The sequence below is a fragment of the Pseudoxanthomonas helianthi genome (genome assembly GCF_017939625.1).
Taxonomy (GTDB): domain Bacteria; phylum Pseudomonadota; class Gammaproteobacteria; order Xanthomonadales; family Xanthomonadaceae; genus Pseudoxanthomonas_A; species Pseudoxanthomonas_A helianthi.
The window spans coordinates 362,148-377,764 of record NZ_JAGKTC010000001.1; the positions used below are offsets into that span (position 1 = coordinate 362,148).

At 65.8% G+C, this 15,617-nt stretch carries 13 protein-coding genes and 1 pseudogene; 10 read left to right on the top strand and 4 right to left on the bottom strand.

Annotated features, from left to right (window positions below; all coding sequences use genetic code 11):
- Positions 1 to 14 precede the first annotated feature (14 nt).
- Both J5837_RS01700 and J5837_RS16585 read left to right on the top strand, forming a co-directional pair.
- Positions 15 to 1,709, top strand: coding sequence for a proline--tRNA ligase (locus tag J5837_RS01700; RefSeq protein ID WP_210534989.1), 1,695 nt, complete (start codon positions 15 to 17; stop codon positions 1,707 to 1,709).
- 323 nt (positions 1,710 to 2,032) lie between these two features.
- A pseudogene (locus J5837_RS16585) lies at positions 2,033 to 2,167 on the top strand (H-NS histone family protein); the annotation flags it as partial.
- Positions 2,168 to 2,276: 109 nt separating this feature from the next.
- Here J5837_RS16585 and J5837_RS01710 read toward each other — a convergent pair.
- Complete coding sequence (locus tag J5837_RS01710; RefSeq protein WP_210534991.1) at positions 2,277 to 3,521, bottom strand: threonine/serine exporter family protein; 1,245 nt, start codon at positions 3,519 to 3,521, stop codon at positions 2,277 to 2,279.
- A gap of 113 nt (positions 3,522 to 3,634) precedes the next feature.
- Here J5837_RS01710 and J5837_RS01715 point away from each other — a divergent pair, with 113 nt between their 5' ends.
- The 6 genes from J5837_RS01715 (at position 3,635) to J5837_RS01740 (ending at position 10,679) form a co-directional block, all read left to right on the top strand.
- Positions 3,635 to 4,759 (top strand): ABC transporter permease, encoded by a 1,125-nt coding sequence (locus tag J5837_RS01715; RefSeq protein WP_210534992.1) that lies wholly within the window; start codon positions 3,635 to 3,637, stop codon positions 4,757 to 4,759.
- Between the two features lie 5 nt (positions 4,760 to 4,764).
- Positions 4,765 to 5,577 (top strand): ABC transporter ATP-binding protein, encoded by an 813-nt coding sequence (locus J5837_RS01720; RefSeq protein ID WP_210534993.1) that lies wholly within the window; start codon positions 4,765 to 4,767, stop codon positions 5,575 to 5,577.
- On the top strand, positions 5,578 to 6,504 hold the full coding sequence (locus J5837_RS01725) for an MlaD family protein (protein WP_210534994.1): 927 nt from the start codon (positions 5,578 to 5,580) through the stop codon (positions 6,502 to 6,504).
- Positions 6,501 to 7,151, top strand: coding sequence for an ABC-type transport auxiliary lipoprotein family protein (locus J5837_RS01730; protein ID WP_210534995.1), 651 nt, complete (start codon positions 6,501 to 6,503; stop codon positions 7,149 to 7,151). Before J5837_RS01725 ends, J5837_RS01730 begins: the two co-directional genes overlap by 4 nt.
- 154 nt (positions 7,152 to 7,305) lie before the next feature.
- Positions 7,306 to 8,844, top strand: coding sequence for a hypothetical protein (locus J5837_RS01735; protein WP_210534996.1), 1,539 nt, complete (start codon positions 7,306 to 7,308; stop codon positions 8,842 to 8,844).
- Positions 8,845 to 9,008: 164 nt separating this feature from the next.
- Positions 9,009 to 10,679, top strand: a complete 1,671-nt coding sequence (locus tag J5837_RS01740) for an electron transfer flavoprotein-ubiquinone oxidoreductase (RefSeq protein ID WP_210534997.1) — start codon at positions 9,009 to 9,011, stop codon at positions 10,677 to 10,679.
- A 97-nt stretch (positions 10,680 to 10,776) separates the two neighbouring features.
- On the opposite strand, the gene J5837_RS01745 is transcribed toward J5837_RS01740, so the two are convergent.
- From J5837_RS01745 to J5837_RS01755, 3 genes are all read right to left on the bottom strand, one after another.
- The gene (locus tag J5837_RS01745) at positions 10,777 to 12,189 is read right to left on the bottom strand and encodes a mannose-1-phosphate guanylyltransferase/mannose-6-phosphate isomerase (RefSeq protein ID WP_210534998.1); all 1,413 of its coding nucleotides are present in this window, start codon (positions 12,187 to 12,189) and stop codon (positions 10,777 to 10,779) included.
- 64 nt (positions 12,190 to 12,253) lie between these two features.
- Positions 12,254 to 12,889, bottom strand: coding sequence for a CoA transferase subunit B (locus J5837_RS01750; RefSeq protein WP_210534999.1), 636 nt, complete (start codon positions 12,887 to 12,889; stop codon positions 12,254 to 12,256).
- A complete protein-coding gene (locus tag J5837_RS01755; RefSeq protein WP_210535000.1) occupies positions 12,889 to 13,599 on the bottom strand; it encodes a CoA transferase subunit A in 711 nt (236 codons plus the stop codon). The genes J5837_RS01750 and J5837_RS01755 overlap by 1 nt, the downstream gene beginning before the upstream one ends.
- A 196-nt stretch (positions 13,600 to 13,795) precedes the next feature.
- On the opposite strand from J5837_RS01755, the gene J5837_RS01760 reads away from it, so the two are divergent.
- Both J5837_RS01760 and J5837_RS01765 read left to right on the top strand, forming a co-directional pair.
- Positions 13,796 to 14,542 carry an electron transfer flavoprotein subunit beta/FixA family protein gene (locus J5837_RS01760; protein ID WP_210535001.1) on the top strand — a complete coding sequence of 249 codons (747 nt, stop codon included), beginning with the start codon at positions 13,796 to 13,798 and terminating at the stop codon, positions 14,540 to 14,542.
- Positions 14,542 to 15,480 (top strand): electron transfer flavoprotein subunit alpha/FixB family protein, encoded by a 939-nt coding sequence (locus tag J5837_RS01765; protein ID WP_210535002.1) that lies wholly within the window; start codon positions 14,542 to 14,544, stop codon positions 15,478 to 15,480. Before J5837_RS01760 ends, J5837_RS01765 begins: the two co-directional genes overlap by 1 nt.
- The last annotated feature ends 137 nt before the right edge of the window (positions 15,481 to 15,617 follow it).

Sequence of the window (15,617 nt, forward strand, 5' to 3'; positions counted from 1 at the left end):
AGAACCTCCCCACGATGCGCCTGTCGCAATTCCATCTCCGCACCACCAAGGAAACCCCGGCCGACGCCGAACTGGTCAGTCACCAGCTGATGCTGCGCGCCGGCATGCTGCGCAAGCTGGCCGCCGGCCTCTACACCTGGTCGCCGCTGGGCCTGCGGGTGATGCGCAAGGTCGAGAACATCGTGCGCGAGGAAATGAACCACGCCGGCGCCATCGAACTGCTGATGCCGACCATCCAGCCGCGCGAGCTGTGGGACGAAACCGGGCGCTGGCAGAAATTCGGCGGTCAACTGCTGAAGATCAAGGACCGCAAGGAGCAGGAGTTTTGCTACAGCCCCACCGCCGAGGAAGCGGTCACCGATTTCGCCCGCCAGGAACTGAGCAGCTACAAGCAGCTGCCGGTGAACTTCTACCAGATCCAGACCAAGTTCCGCGACGAGATCCGCCCGCGCTTCGGGGTGATGCGCGCACGCGAGTTCCTGATGAAGGACGCGTACTCGTTCCACCTGACCGATGAAGACCTGGCGCGCGAGTACAAGAACATGCACGCCGCGTACACCCGCATCTTCACCCGCCTGGGCCTGCAGTTCCGCGCCGTGCAGGCCGACAGCGGCGCCATCGGCGGCGACGCCTCGCAGGAATTCCAGGTGCTCGCCGATTCCGGCGAGGACGCCATCGTGTTCTCCACCGCCAGCGATTACGCGGCGAACATGGAAACCGCGACAGCCGCCGCGCCGGGCCCGCGTCCGGCCGCCGCCGATGCGCTGCAGAAGGTCTCGACGCCGACGCAGAAAACCTGCGAAGACGTCGCCGCGCTGTTGGGCATCCCACTGGCGCGCACGGTCAAGTCCGTCGCGGTGATGACCGATGATGGCTTCGTGCTGGCGCTGGTGCGCGGCGACCATGGCGTCAACGAAATCAAGCTGGCCAAGGTGCCGGGGCTGGCCGATTACCGCATGGCCAGCGAAGCCGAGATCCTCGAACACCTCTGCAGCGAACCGGGCTTCCTCGGCCCGCTGGGCCCGAAGAAACCGATCCGCGTCGTCGCCGACCGCGAAGTCGCAGCCATGGCCGATTTCGTGATCGGCGCCAACGAAGCCGGCTTCCACATCGCCGGGGTCAACTGGGGCCGCGACCTGCCCGAGCCGGACGTCGTCGCCGACATCCGCAACGTGGTGGCCGGCGATCGCGCGGTGGACGGCGGCGAGCTGCGTATCGCGCGCGGCATTGAGGTCGGCCACGTGTTCCAGTTGGGCCGCAAGTACAGCGAGGCGATGCAGTTCACCGTGCTGGACGAGAACGGCAAGGCGGTGGTGCCGGCGATGGGCTGCTACGGCATCGGCGTGACCCGCATCGTCGCCGCGGCGATCGAACAGAACCACGATGCGGCCGGCATCCTTTGGCCAGAACCAATGGCACCGTGGCAAGTGGCGATCTGCCCGATCAACCCGAAGAACGATGCCGCGGTGAACGACGCGGTGCAGTCGCTGTACGACGAACTCGCCGCCGCCGGCATCGAAGCGGTGATCGACGATCGCGGCCTGCGTCCGGGCCCGATGTTCGCCGACATCGAACTGATCGGCATCCCGCATCGCGTGGTCGTATCCGAACGCGGCCTGGCCGCCGGCACTTTCGAATACCGGGCGCGCAACGCGGCCGAAGCGGAAAACCTCGACAGGGACGGCTTGCTGAAGCGCCTCGCCGGCTGACGGAAAGCCGTTGCCGGATGCGGACAGACATCGCGTTAATGTCCCGTCCGGCACGATCCTCCAGGCCACATTCCTTTCCGTCACTGGAGCATTCGATGCCGATCGACTTGCGCGGCCTTTCCGCCAGACAACTGGGCGTCCTGATCGCGAAAGCCAAGGAGCAGCAGACCCGGCTGGCCAAGCGCACACCCATCGCCACCATCCGCAGCAAGATCACCCGTTTCGCGAAGGCGGAGGGCTACACCATCGAGGAATTGTTCGGCGTCCCCGACAAGGTCAGGCCACGGCGCAGGCCCGCCAAGAGCGTCTCTCGCACGGGCCGCAAGATCGCGCCGAAATACCGCAATCCGGCCAATCCGAAGGAGACCTGGACCGGCCGCGGCCGTCAGCCGCGCTGGTTGGCCGCATTGGTGGCCAAGGGCAAGAAGCCGGAGAATTTCCTGATCGGGAAGAAGTGACGCCCGGTGCGCCACGGAATCGAAAACGCCGGCATCGCCGGCGTTTTTCTTTCGGCGTCCGCAAGGCCCGATTCTTCCTGCGGGGGCCGAGCAGGTCCGGCCAGCACCGCTACAGGTTCTTCCGCGTCGGTACCAGCAGGTTGCCGAACAGCAGGCCCGCGATCAGCGCCATCACCACGTTGACCACCAGCAGCAACGCCGAACCGCCGCCGTCGTCGCCGGTCTGCTGCACCAGGTTCATCACCCCGCGCAGGCTGGTGCTGCCGGGTACCAGCATGATGATGCCGGGCACGCGGATCAGCGCGCCGGGGCGGTTCATCTTGCGCGCGTACAGATTGCCCGCCGCGGTCAGCACCAAGGCGGACAGGAAAATGCCGACCTGACTGCCCCAGGCGTCGCCGGCGATGCGCGAGATCAGGTAGCCGGCGATCGCCGCCGACATCACCCACGGATAATCGCGGCGATGCGCCTTGAACAGGGCGGTGAATGCGAAAGCGGTCAGCACCAGCGCGCCCCATTCCACCCAGTCGGGCTGCGGCCGCCACGCGCGTACTTCCGGTACCAGCCCGATCAGTTGCGCCAGGGTCACCGCGATCATCGCGCCGACGGTCAACTTCAGCACCGTGGTTACCGCGCCGGCGAAACGTGCGGTGCCGGAAACTAGGTGCTGGCTGGTCAGCTCGTTGACCGCATTGGTCAGGGTCAGGCCCGGCAGCAACACCACCAGCGAGGCGATGATCACCGTGTTGAGGTTCAGCGGCACCACGAAGCTGGCGACGAGGATCGCGACCATGCCGGCGAGCAGCGCCGAAACCGCATCGCTGGCTTCCTTCAGGCGCGGCCGCTTTTCGGTCAGCCGCGACAAGCCGCCGATCAGCAGGCCGATCAGGCCTGCCGTGGCGATGTCCGGCCATGGCAGCCGCCACAGCCCGGCCACGCCGGCGGACGACAGGCCGAACACCAGCACCTGCGCGATGCGCCAGCGCCGGCTGCGCGCATGGTCCAGCCCGCGCAACGCCGCGTGGCCCTGGGCGATGCTCATGCGTCCGCCGGCCACCGCCTCGGCGATGCGGTCGGCCTCGCTGAGCTTGTGCAGGTCGTTCTCGCCCGGGGCCAGGCGGATCACCCGCGTGGTGTCGGTGGCGCCGAGCGGCTTGCTCGGATCGCTGAAACTGAGGATCACGCCGGTCGGGTTCGACCACGGCTCGCATTCCAGCCCCAGCCGCCGCGACAGCGCCTCCACCGCTGCCTCGAGCCGCTGCGCGGTGGTGCCGTAGGTGTGCAGGCGCGCGGCGATTTCGCAAACGAAGGCGATGCGCTGGGCGTAGGTGGCGGACATCGGCGTCTGCGTCATGTTCATAGTGTAAGCGGGCGACACGCTGCGGACAGGCATGGATCGGCGGCCGGATTTCCCGTGAACGCCACGTCGCGGGCAAGGCCCGCGTCTACACGCTATCCTCGGCACGCATGACCGAATCCTCGCCGACCCCCGCCCCGCCGCAATGGCGCACCGACCCGGACGACCCGGCGCGCGCGCTGCTGCTGGGCGACTGGAGCCTGGCCACGGCGCTGTCGCTGGGCGAACGGCTGCGGCAGATTCCCGACGGCACCCGCATCGTCGATGCCAGCGGCATCGACCGCATCGACTCGGCCGGCGTCCTGCAACTGCTGCGCTTCGCCAAGCGCCGCGAGCTGCCGCTGGAGAGCCTGCAGTTCCGCGACGAACACCAGGCCCTGGTCTGCACCATCGAGGATGTGGTCGACGAGCGCCCCAGGCGCGCACGCGACTATGGCTTCCTCGCCGCGCTGGCCCGGCTCGGCCAGCGCGTGCACGTCAATGCCGGCGAGGTCGTCGCCCTGCTCGGCTTCACCGGCGAGAACCTGGTCAAGCTGCTGCGCGTGCTGCGCCAGCCGCGCCGGCTGCGCCTGACCGCGACGGTCAGCCATATCGAACAGGTCGGCCTGGATGCGCTGCCGCTGGTCGCGCTGCTTTCCTACCTGGTCGGTGCGGTGATCGCCTTCCTCGGCGCCACCGTGCTGCGCGATTTCGGCGCGGAAATCTTCGTGGTGGAACTGGTCAGCTTCGCCTTCCTGCGCGAATTCGCCGTGCTGATGACCGCCATCGTGCTGGCCGGCCGCACCGCCAGCGCGTTCACCGCGCAGATCGGCGCGATGCAGTCCGGCGAGGAAATCGATGCCATCCGCACTCTCGGCCTGGACCCCATCGATTTGCTGGTGATCCCGCGCCTGCTGGCCCTGCTGGTCAGCCTGCCGCTGCTGACCTTCGTCGCGATGCTCGCCGGCTTGGCCGGCGGCGTGACGGTCGGCGCGTTCAACCTGCATATTCCGCCGCAGCAATACCTGGCGCGCATGCACGAAACCATGGAGCTGCGGCATTTCCTCGTCGGCATGTCGAAGGCGCCGGTCTTCGCGATGGTGATCGGCCTGATCGGCTGCCTGCAGGGACTGCAGGTACAGGGCACCGCGCAGTCGGTCGGCGAGCGCACCACCTCCAGCGTGGTGCAATCGATTTCGCTGGTGATCGTGATCGACGCCATCGCGGCGTTGTGGTTCATGCAGATGGACTGGTGAGCGCGATGGAACCTGCGAGCGACCCGTCCCCGATCGTTTCCGTGCGCGGCCTGCGCAACCAGTTCGGCGCGCAGGTGGTGCACGACGCGCTCGACCTGGACGTGCGCCGCGGCGAGATCCTCGGCGTGGTCGGCGGCTCGGGCACCGGCAAATCGGTGCTGATGCGCTCGATCCTCGGCCTGCGCCGGCCCGAAGCCGGGCAGATCCGCGTGTTCGGCATCGATGCGCTGTCGTCCGACCCCCGCGACCGCCAGCGCATCGAGCGCAACACCGGCGTGCTGTTCCAGGACGGCGCGCTGTTTTCATCGCTGACCGTCGGCGAGAACGTGGAAGTACCGCTGAAGGAACACCACCCCGAACTGCCGGACAGCTGGCGCTACGAACTGGCGCTGCTGAAGGTGAAGCTGGCCGGGTTGCCGGCCGACGCCATCGACAAGCTGCCTTCGCAATTGTCCGGCGGCATGCGCAAGCGCGCCGGCCTGGCCCGCGCGCTGGCGCTGGACCCGGGCCTGCTGTTCCTCGACGAGCCCACCGCGGGGCTGGATCCGATCGGCGCATCGGCTTTCGACGAACTGATCCGTACCCTACAGCGCGCGCTGGGCCTGACCGTGTTCCTGATCACCCACGACCTAGACACCCTGTACGCTATCTGCGACCGGGTCGCGGTGCTGGCCGAGAAGAAGGTGATCGCGGTCGGCACGCTGCCCGAGATCGAACGGCTGGACCATCCGTGGGTACGCGAGTATTTCCACGGGCCGCGGGCGCGCGCCGCGCGCGCGCAGACCGAGCGGCAGTTGTCCGCTTTGCGAGGAGCTTGAATGGAAACCAAGGCCAATTACGTGCTGATCGGCGCCTTTACCCTGCTGACCGGGATCGGCATGCTGCTGTTCGGGCTTTGGGCGGCGAAGTATTCGAGCGACCGCACCTGGCAGGACTACCACGTGGTGTTCCGCGAAGCGGTCACCGGCCTAAGCGTCGGCAGCCCCGTGCAGTACAACGGCATCGCGGTCGGTTCGATCACCAAGCTGTCGCTGTCGCCGAACGACCCCGGCCAGGTCGTCGCCCGCCTGCGGGTCGACGCATCCACGCCGATCAAGGCCGACACCCGCGCCAAGCTGGCGATCACCAGCCTGACCGGCCCGACCATCATCCAGCTGACCGGCGGCACGCCGCAGTCGCCCGCGCTGACCGCAGTGGACCGCAGCGAAGCGCCGCTGATCCAGACCACGCCTTCGGCGCTGCAGAACATCTCCGATACGGCCAACCGCATCGTCGAGAGGCTGGACACGGTGTTCAGCGACAAGAACGTCGCCAGCATCGGCAATACCTTGCAGAATCTCGACGACATCAGCAGTTCGCTGGCTGCGCAGAAGGACGACCTGCGCGCATTGATCGTCAACGCGCGCGAAGCCGCGGCCAAGCTCGACACCACGCTGGCCACCACCAACGGCACGATGGAACGGCTGGACCGCAACCTGGTCCAGCAGCTGCCGCAACTGGTGAACAAGCTGGACGGCACGCTGGCGAAACTCGATTCCGCCGCGGATAACGCCGACGCGATCCTCGGCGAGAACCGCACCGCGATCAACAGTTTCGCCAACGACGGGCTGGGCCAGTTGGGTCCGACCCTGACCGAATTGCGTTCGCTGGTGCGCGACCTGCGCCGGATCAGCGACCGCCTGGAAGGCAATCCCGCACGTTACCTGCTCGGCCGCGACGCACCGAAGGAGTTCGAACCGAAATGAAGCCGGCATCCCTGACGCGGAAAACCCTGCACATCGCCTTCGCCGCCGCGAGCCTGTCGCTGCTGGCCGGTTGCTCGATCCTCGGTAGCGGCCCGAAAAGCGGTCCGGCGACGATCTATGCGCCGAACGTGCGCGTCGCCGCCGACGCGTCGTGGCCCACGGTCGACTGGTCGCTGGCGCTCGCTCCGCCCAGCGCCGCGCGCATCGTCGATGGCGCCCGCATAGCGGTACGCCCCACTCCCGACGAACTGCAGGTGTACAAGGGCGCGGTGTGGGCACAGCCGGCCACCGGCCTGCTCGAAGACGCGCTGCTGCGCACGCTGGAGGATTCCGGGCGCATCGCCTCGGTCGCGCGCATCGGCGCCGGCGCCCGCGCGGACTACCGCTTGCTGATGGACCTGCGCCGCTTCGAGGCCGACTACGCGGGGCGAGCCGTGCCCAGCGCGACCATCGAGGTCAACGCCAAGCTGATGCGCATGCGCGACCAGCGCATCGTCGCCACCCGCACCTTCCTGCAGGCCCAGCCTGCCGCCGACGTCGAGGTGCCGCAGGTCGCCACCGCGTTCGAGCAGGCGCTGTCCGCGATCACCCGCGATCTCGCCGGCTGGTCGTTGCAAAGCGGCCAGGCCGATGCGTCTGCCCGATGAACAAGCATAAGCGAACACAGGTGCGTTGCAGCCAATACTACACATCGAGTCGCCAACGGATTCGGCCAGCTGACCCAACATTTGTCTCTCATCGAGCGGCAGGTTGCGGTGCGACCATTTGCTAGAATGCAAACATGTCGAGCCGAGACAATCGATGCATTTTCTGAAGACGCATGCATGGACGTTTGCTTTGGCGAGCCTCGCCGCGCTCGCAATCTACTTTTTTGAAGGGCACGCAGGGCTCAACCTTTGGGACGAGGGATACCTTTGGTACGGATCGCAGCGAGTGGTGCTCGGCGAAATGCCCATGCGCGATTTCTACGCCTATGACCCGGCTCGCTATTACATAACCGCCGCAGTCATGCGCGGCTTGCATAGCGACGGGATCATTGCAGTTCGAATAGCCTCCTACGCATTCCAGGCCCTTGGCATCTGGACCCTTCTGATCGCCCTCAAACGCGACCACACGCACATTTCACAATGGAACACCCTTCTCGTACTGATCCTGGTACTGCTGTGGATGTTCCCTCGCCACAAGCTTTTCGATGTATCGACCACCATCATGGTAGTCGCCGCGCTGGCGGCCTGGATTCGGCAACCTGACTCACGAAGGACCCTGCTGCTTGGCGCAATGGTCGGCTTGGCTGCATGCATGGGCCGCAACCACGGACTGTATGCCGCTGTTGCGGCCGCCCTCGCATTACTGGTCGTACCGCAAGCGCCCATCTCCCAGAAATGGAAATCTTTCGCCGTACTGGCTGTTGGCGGCACGCTTGGATATTCGCCTATGCTGCTTGCCATGGCATTTTCCCCCGGCTTTGCTTCATCGTTTTTCGAAAGCATCCGCATGCTCTTCGAGATTGGGGCGACCAATCTTCCCATTTCCGTGCCGTGGCCATGGCTAGTCAGGATCGACAGCGGCCCGGGCGTGCTGCTTCGTGATGTCGCTATCGGCCTGAACTTCGTCTTCTTGCTGGCGTTTCCGCTATTGGCACTGGTGTATCTGTGGAAGAGCCGCCAAGGCCTGCGCCCACATGCGTCAATCACGATTGCTGCCGTCCTAGTCGCATTGCCCTATGCACATTTCGCAATCTCCAGGGCGGATGTGTCGCATCTGGCACAAGGGGCCATCCCTGCCATAATCGCAGCCGCAACATGGAACTGGCCATCGAGAAAGTCGACGTGGGCAGTGGGAGCCGTCCTGCTACTCAATGCATTGGTCGTAATGCTTCCGATGCATCCGGGCTGGCAAGCACGCAAAGAGTCGTGGAAGGAAATCCGCATCGTCGGCGGAGAGCAATTGGTGCTGCCCCCCAGCACCGCGATGGAGATCGGCGCCCTCCAAAAAACAGTCGAGCATTACGCCGGCTCGAGCAACCCTTTCGTGGCGACACCCTACTGGCCGGGGGCGTATGCCCTGATGCGCCGGAAGTCGCCAATGTGGGAAATCTACTCACTTGTACCCCATGGTCCTACGTTTCAGTTAGCCGAAATCCAGCGCATCCGCTCCGCTCATCCAGCCCTGATCCTGCTGCAAGATTATGAGATCGACGGAATGCCGCAGCGGCGATTGGCCGCGAATCAGCCGCTTCTCTATCAGTACCTAGTCACTGAATACGCCAGCCTTCCCGCAGACCCCTCCTTGCCTTCGGTACGCATCCTCATCCCGCCTGCCACCCAAACAGCGGACTAATCCCGCTGGCAAGTGCCTCCCCAATTGCGACAGGGCAACGGCAAGAACTCGGACCATCCGGCCAAGCCGCCTCGTCGATTTCGCCAGAACCGCATTTGCCGTCCCCACGCCAAAGCCACGACAATGATCCTTCGCAACCAGGTAAGCGCAGACGGAGCCCACCAATGAACCAGGATCCAGCCATCGAACGCGACGTGATGGAGTACGACGTCGTCACCGTCGGCGCGGGGCCGGCCGGTCTGGCGTTCGCGATCCGGCTCAAGCAACTGGCGGCGGAAGCGGGCCGCGAAGTCTCGATCTGCGTGCTGGAAAAAGGCTCCGAGCCGGGCGCGCACATCCTGTCGGGCGCGATCATGGACCCGAAGGCGCTGAACGAGCTGTTCCCCGATTGGAAGGAACGTGGTGCGCCGCTGAAACAGGCGGTGACGAAGGACGAGTTCCTGTTCCTCGATGAAACCGGCGCGAAGGCCACCCCAAACTGGCTGCTGCCCGAGTGCTTCCACAACGAAGGCAACTACATCGTCAGCCTGGGCGCAGTTACCCGCTGGCTGGCGCAACAGGCGGAAGCTCTCGGCGTGGAAATCTTCCCTGGCTTCGCCGCGGCGGAGGTGCTGTACGACGAGGCGGGCGCGGTCAAGGGCGTGGCCACCGGCGACATGGGCATCGGCAAGGATGGCCAGCCGACCGACCAGTACCAGCGCGGCATGGAACTGCATGCGAAATATACGATCTTCGCCGAGGGCTCGCGCGGCCAGTTGGGGCGCCAGTTGATCGCGAAATACAAACTGGAGGAGGGCAAGGATCCGCAGAGCTACGGCATCGGCATCAAGGAGCTGTGGCAGGCGGATCCCGCGAAGCACCAGCCTGGCCTGGTCGTACACACCGCCGGCTGGCCGCTGGACGGCGACACCTATGGCGGCTCGTTCCTGTACCACGCCGACGACGGCAAGATTTCGATCGGCTTCGTGGTCGGCCTCGACTATAAGAACCCGTGGCTGAGCCCGTTCAACGAATTCCAGCGCTTCAAGACGCATCCGGCGATCCGCAAGCATCTGGAAGGCGGCAAGCGCATCGGCTACGGCGCGCGCGCGATCACCGCCGGCGGCCTGCTGAGCCTGCCGAAGACCGTATTCCCCGGCGGCGCGCTGGTCGGCTGCGAAGCCGGCTACCTCAACGCCAGCCGGATCAAGGGCAGCCATGCCGCGATCAAGACCGGCATGCTCGCCGCCGAGGCGGCATTCGCGGCGCTGGGCGAAGGCCGCCAGCGCGACGAACTGTCGGCCTATCCCGCCGCGTTCGAGAAGAGCTGGTTGCATGCCGAACTGCTGCAGTCCAAGAACTTCAAGCAGTGGTTCAAGAAGGGCCGCACCTTCGCCACGTTGATGACCGGCATCGAGCAATGGCTGCTGCCGAAGCTGGGTATCCGCAACCCGCCATGGACGATCCATCGGCAGAAACCCGACTACGCTTGCCTGGAACCGGCGGCGACGCAACCGAAGATCGAGTACCCGAAGCCCGACGGCGTGCTGACCTTCGACCGCCTCAGCTCGGTGTTCCTATCCAGTACCTACCACGACGAGAACCAGCCGGCGCACCTGACGCTGAAGGATCAGTCGGTCCCGGTCGAAGTGAACCTGCGCGAATATGCGGGTCCCGAAGCACGCTACTGCCCCGCGGCCGTGTACGAATTCGTCGGCGAAGCAGGAAACGAACGCCTGCAGATCAACGCTGCCAACTGCGTGCACTGCAAGACCTGCGACATCAAGGACCCGACCCAGAACATCGTCTGGGTAGCCCCGCAGGGCGGCGGCGGGCCGAATTACCAGAACCTGTAACCGCGTAAATCCGCGGGAGCGGGCCCTGCCCGCGATGATTTTCGCCGGATAACCCGTCGATAAAAGCATCGCGGGCAGGGCCCGCTCCTACGAAGCCTTACCTACGCCCGTAGACGTCGTCCAAGCGAACGATATCGTCTTCGCCCAGATAGCTACCGGACTGCACTTCGATCAATTCCACCGGCGCGTCGCCGGTGTTGCGCAAGCGGTGCACGCTGCCCAGCGGGATGTAGGTGCTCTGGTTCTCGTGCAGATCGAACACCTTGTCGTCGCAGGTCACTTCCGCGGTACCCGAAACCACGATCCAATGCTCGGCGCGCTTGTGGTGCTTCTGCAAGCTCAACGCCGCGCCCGGATTGACCACGATGCGCTTGACCTGGAAGCGCTCGCCCATGTCGATGGAATCGTAGCTGCCCCACGGCCGGTAGACCTTGCGGTGGAAGAGGTGTTCCTGCCGGCCGGCCTGTTTCAGCTTATCGACGATGATCTTGACGTCCTGCACGCGGTCCTTGCGCGCTACCAGGGTCGCATCGGGCGTATCGACGATGACCAGGTCTTCGACGCCGAGCGTCGCGATCAGGCGTCGCTCCGACGCGCGCACCAGGCTGTCGCGCGTATCCACCGCGATCACGTCGCCCTCGGTACGGTTGCCGTCGCCGTCGCGCTCGGCGACCGACCACAGCGACGACCACGAGCCGATGTCGCTCCAGCCGCAACTGACCGGAACGACCGCGGCACGCGCGGTCTTCTCCATCACCGCATAGTCGATGGAATCGTTGGGGCTGGCCGCGAAAGCATCGGCATCGACGCGAATGAAGTCGAGATCCCCACGTGCGGCGACATGGGCCTTGCGCACGGCGTCGAGCATCGCCGGCGCATGCGCAGCCAGCTCATCGAGGTAGCGCTGCGCCTTGAACAGGAACATGCCCGAATTCCAGGCGTAGCCGCCATCGGCCAGATAGGCCTCGGCGGTGGCCAAATCCGGTTTCTCGACGAAGCGCGCAACCTTGAAGCCATCTTCGCCCAGTGCTTCGCCGCGGGCGATGTAGCCGTAGCCGGTTTCCGGATAATCGGGCTGGATGCCGAAGGTCACCAGCCAACCCGCTTCGGCCAGCGCCAACGCGCGTTCTACCGCATCGCGGAACGCGGCCTCGTCTTCGATCAGGTGGTCCGCCGGCAATACCAGCATCATCGCTTCGGGCGATGCGGCGATCAGGTGCAAGGCGGCCAGCGCGATCGCCGGTGCGGTGTTGCGCGCGAGCGGTTCCAACAGGATGCCGCCGCTGGGAATGCCGATGCCCTGCAACTGCTCGCCGACCATGAAGCGATGGTCGTCGCTGCATACCGTCACCGGCGCCTGCGCGCCGGGCAGGCGGCTGGCCCGCAGTACGGTTTCCTGGTACAGCGAATGCTCGCCAACCAGGGCGAGGAATTGCTTGGGCAGGTTCTGCCGCGACAGCGGCCACAGGCGCGAGCCGCTACCGCCGCTGAGGATGACCGGATGAAGCATGGTGCGTGCCTGCAATGGGTTGCACGCATCATAGCAATCGCGCACCGGGGTCCGGGCGTGAGGTTCAGGCCGCCTTGCGGTAGGCGACGCCGGTTTTCTGCTGCAGTTCCTCGTCGCTGACGCCCGGCGCGGTTTCGACCAGCACCAAGCCTTCGGCCGTCACGTCGAAGATCGCCAGGTCGGTGATGATGCGGTCGACCACGCCGACGCCGGTCAGCGGCAGATTGCACTCGGGCAGGATCTTGTGTTCGCCGTTCTTCGCGGTGTGCTCCATCAGCACGACGATGCGCTTGACGCCGGCGACCAAGTCCATCGCGCCGCCCATGCCCTTGACCATCTTGCCGGGCACCATCCAGTTGGCCAGGTCGCCCTTGTCGGTGACCTGCATCGCGCCGAGCACGGCCAGGTCGATGTGGCCGCCTCGGATCATCGCGAACGAGTCGTGGCTGCCGAAATAGCTGGCCCCGGCGCGCGCGGTCACGGTCTGCTTCCCGGCGTTGATCAGGTCGGCGTCGACTTCGTCCTCGGTCGGGAAGGGACCGATGCCGAGCAATCCGTTTTCCGACTGCAGCCAGACATCGACGCCTTCGGGAATGTAATTCGCCACCAGCGTCGGCAGGCCGATGCCGAGGTTCACGTAGGCGCCGTCGGTCAATTCACGGGCGGCGCGCTGCGCCATTTCATCGCGGGTCCAGGCCATCACTTGTCTCCTTGGCGAACCGTGCGGTTCTCGATGCGCTTCTCGGGATTCGGGTTGACCACGATGCGATCCACGTAGATGCCGGGCAGGTGCACGTGGTCGGGATCCAGCGCGCCTATCTCGACCAGTTCCTCGACTTCGGCTACGCAGACCTTGCCGGCCATCGCGGCGGCGGGATTGAAATTGCGCGCGGTCTTGCGGAACACCAGGTTGCCGGCCTTGTCGGCCTTCCACGCCTTGACCAGCGACACGTCGGCGACCAGCGCGGTCTCCATCACGTAGTGGTGTTCGCCGAACTGGCGGGTTTCCTTGCCCTCCGCCACCACCGTGCCGTAGCCGGTGCGCGTGTAGAAGGCCGGAATGCCCGCGCCGCCGGCACGTAGGCGCTCGGCCAGCGTGCCCTGCGGGTTGAATTCCAGCTCCAGTTCGCCGGACAGGTACTGGCGCTCGAATTCCTTGTTCTCGCCCACGTACGACGAAATCATCTTCTTGATCTGCCGCGTCGAGAGCAGTTGGCCCAGGCCGAAGCCGTCCACGCCAGCGTTGTTGGAAATCGCCGTCAGCCCGGTCGCACCGCTGTCGCGTAACGCGGCGATCAGCGCCTCGGGGATGCCGCACAGGCCGAATCCGCCGACCGCGATGGTCTGGCCGTCGGCGACTATGCCCTTCAGGGCCTCGTCGGCGCTGGAATAAAGCTTGTTTTTGGCCATGGGCCCGTTCCGTGTGGGGTGTATGCGCTAGTTTAGTACGCCGCCCCGGTACGCCGGCATGCCCTTTCGGGCAATGGCCGTGAACGCCAGCCGACCCTACGCGCTCGCACGGTCGTCCCCACGCCGGTAAAATCGGCCTTCCGCCCGCCAGCCGCCGCTCGCCGGGCCCGCGCAAATCCAAGGATCCCCAAACCCGATGAAAATCCTCGTCGCCTACAAGCGGGTGGTGGACTTCAACGTCCGCATCCAGGTCAAGCCGGACGGTTCCGGCGTGGTCACCGACGGCGTGAAGCTGTCGCCGAACCCGTTCGACGAAATCGCGCTGGAAGAGGCCCTGCGCCTGCGCGACAAGGGCATCGCCACCGAGGTCGTGGTCGCCACGATCGCCCCGGCCGATGCCCAGGCCCACCTGCGCAACGGCCTGGCCATGGGCGCCAACCGCGCCATCCACGTGGTTTCCGACCAGGCCATCCAGCCGCTGACCGCCGCGCGCGCCCTGCTGAAGCTGGTCGAGAAGGAACAGCCGGACCTGGTCATCCTCGGCAAGCAGGCCATCGACGACGACGCCAACCAGACCGGCCAGATGCTGGCCACGCTGTGGGGCCGCCCGCAGGCGACCTTCGCTTCGAAGCTGGACATCGCGGACGGCAAGGCCACCGTGACCCGCGAAGTCGATGCCGGCCTGGAAACGCTGGAAGTCGATCTGCCGGCCGTGGTCACCACCGACCTGCGCCTGAACGAACCGCGCTTCATCAAGCTGCCGGACATCATGAAGGCCAAGAGCAAGCCGCTGGAAACCCTGCCCTTCGCCGACTTGGGCGTCGAATCCGCCGATTTCCTCAACACCACCCACTACGCCCCGCCGGCCAAGCGCAGCAAGGGCGTGATGGTCAAGGACGCGGCCGAACTGGTCGCCGCACTCAAGCAGAAGGGGTTGCTGTAATGACCAAGGTCCTCGTTGTCGCCGAACACCTGGACGGCAAACTCAACGCCTCCACCGCCAAGACCGTCAGCGCCGCGGCCGCGCTGAATCCTGAGGCCATCGACATCGTCGTGCTGGCCGCCGATCCGGCCGCCATCGCCGCCGAAGCCGCGCAGATCGCCGGCGTGGCCAAGGTGCTGGCCGTGGCCAACCCGGCCAACGAACATGCGCTGGCACAGGTGTTGGGCCCGCAGATCGCGGAACTGGCCAAGGGCTACAGCCACGTGTTCGGCCCCAGCACCACCTTCGGCAAGGACCTGATGCCGGTCGTCGCTGCCCTGCTGGGCGTGGCCCAGGTGTCCGACCTGATGGCCGTGGACGGTCCGCATACGTTCAAGCGCCCGATCTACGCCGGCAACGCGATCATCAGCGTCGAAGCCCCAGCCGACCGCACCGTCGTCGCCACCGTGCGCACCGCCTCGTGGCCGGAAGCGGCCAAGGGCGGCAACGCCGCGGTCGAAACGGTTTCGACCAACGCCGCCCTGCCCGGCCATACCCGCTACGTCGGCCTCGCCGCCGGCAAGTCGGATCGCCCCGACCTGCAAAGCGCCAAGCGCGTCGTCTCCGGCGGCCGCGGCGTCGGCTCGGCCGAGAACTTCAAGGTCATCTACGCCCTCGCCGACAAGCTCGGCGCCGCCGTCGGCGCCTCGCGCGCCGCGGTCGACGCCGGCTACGTGCCCAGTGACCTGCAGGTCGGCCAGACCGGCAAGATCATCGCGCCCGAGCTGTACATCGCCGTCGGCATCTCCGGCGCAATCCAGCATTTGACCGGCATCAAGGACGCCGGCACTATCGTGGCGATCAACAAGGATGGGGAAGCGCCGATTTTCGAGATTGCGGATATCGGGTTGGTGGGCGATCTGTTCCACCTGTTGTCGGAACTGGAAAACGCGCTGTAGCCTGGAAGGTTCGACGCACCCGTGCGAAGCGTTGTGATTCTTTGGGACTTCGCCTCCTCGCTAACCCACCAGAATAGCTCCTCGGCCAATTACCGCGTGGGGCTCAACATGTTACTCGCGCATATGCAGAGTCGAAT

Coding starts and splice junctions, on each gene's coding strand:
- J5837_RS01700 (WP_210534989.1), top strand. CDS start 15: ATGCGCCTGTCGCAATTCCATCTCCGCACCACCAAGGAAACCCCGGCC.
- J5837_RS01710 (WP_210534991.1), bottom strand. CDS start 3,521: ATGACGCAGACGCCGATGTCCGCCACCTACGCCCAGCGCATCGCCTTC.
- J5837_RS01715 (WP_210534992.1), top strand. CDS start 3,635: ATGACCGAATCCTCGCCGACCCCCGCCCCGCCGCAATGGCGCACCGAC.
- J5837_RS01720 (WP_210534993.1), top strand. CDS start 4,765: ATGGAACCTGCGAGCGACCCGTCCCCGATCGTTTCCGTGCGCGGCCTG.
- J5837_RS01725 (WP_210534994.1), top strand. CDS start 5,578: ATGGAAACCAAGGCCAATTACGTGCTGATCGGCGCCTTTACCCTGCTG.
- J5837_RS01730 (WP_210534995.1), top strand. CDS start 6,501: ATGAAGCCGGCATCCCTGACGCGGAAAACCCTGCACATCGCCTTCGCC.
- J5837_RS01735 (WP_210534996.1), top strand. CDS start 7,306: ATGCATTTTCTGAAGACGCATGCATGGACGTTTGCTTTGGCGAGCCTC.
- J5837_RS01740 (WP_210534997.1), top strand. CDS start 9,009: ATGAACCAGGATCCAGCCATCGAACGCGACGTGATGGAGTACGACGTC.
- J5837_RS01745 (WP_210534998.1), bottom strand. CDS start 12,189: ATGCTTCATCCGGTCATCCTCAGCGGCGGTAGCGGCTCGCGCCTGTGG.
- J5837_RS01750 (WP_210534999.1), bottom strand. CDS start 12,889: ATGGCCTGGACCCGCGATGAAATGGCGCAGCGCGCCGCCCGTGAATTG.
- J5837_RS01755 (WP_210535000.1), bottom strand. CDS start 13,599: ATGGCCAAAAACAAGCTTTATTCCAGCGCCGACGAGGCCCTGAAGGGC.
- J5837_RS01760 (WP_210535001.1), top strand. CDS start 13,796: ATGAAAATCCTCGTCGCCTACAAGCGGGTGGTGGACTTCAACGTCCGC.
- J5837_RS01765 (WP_210535002.1), top strand. CDS start 14,542: ATGACCAAGGTCCTCGTTGTCGCCGAACACCTGGACGGCAAACTCAAC.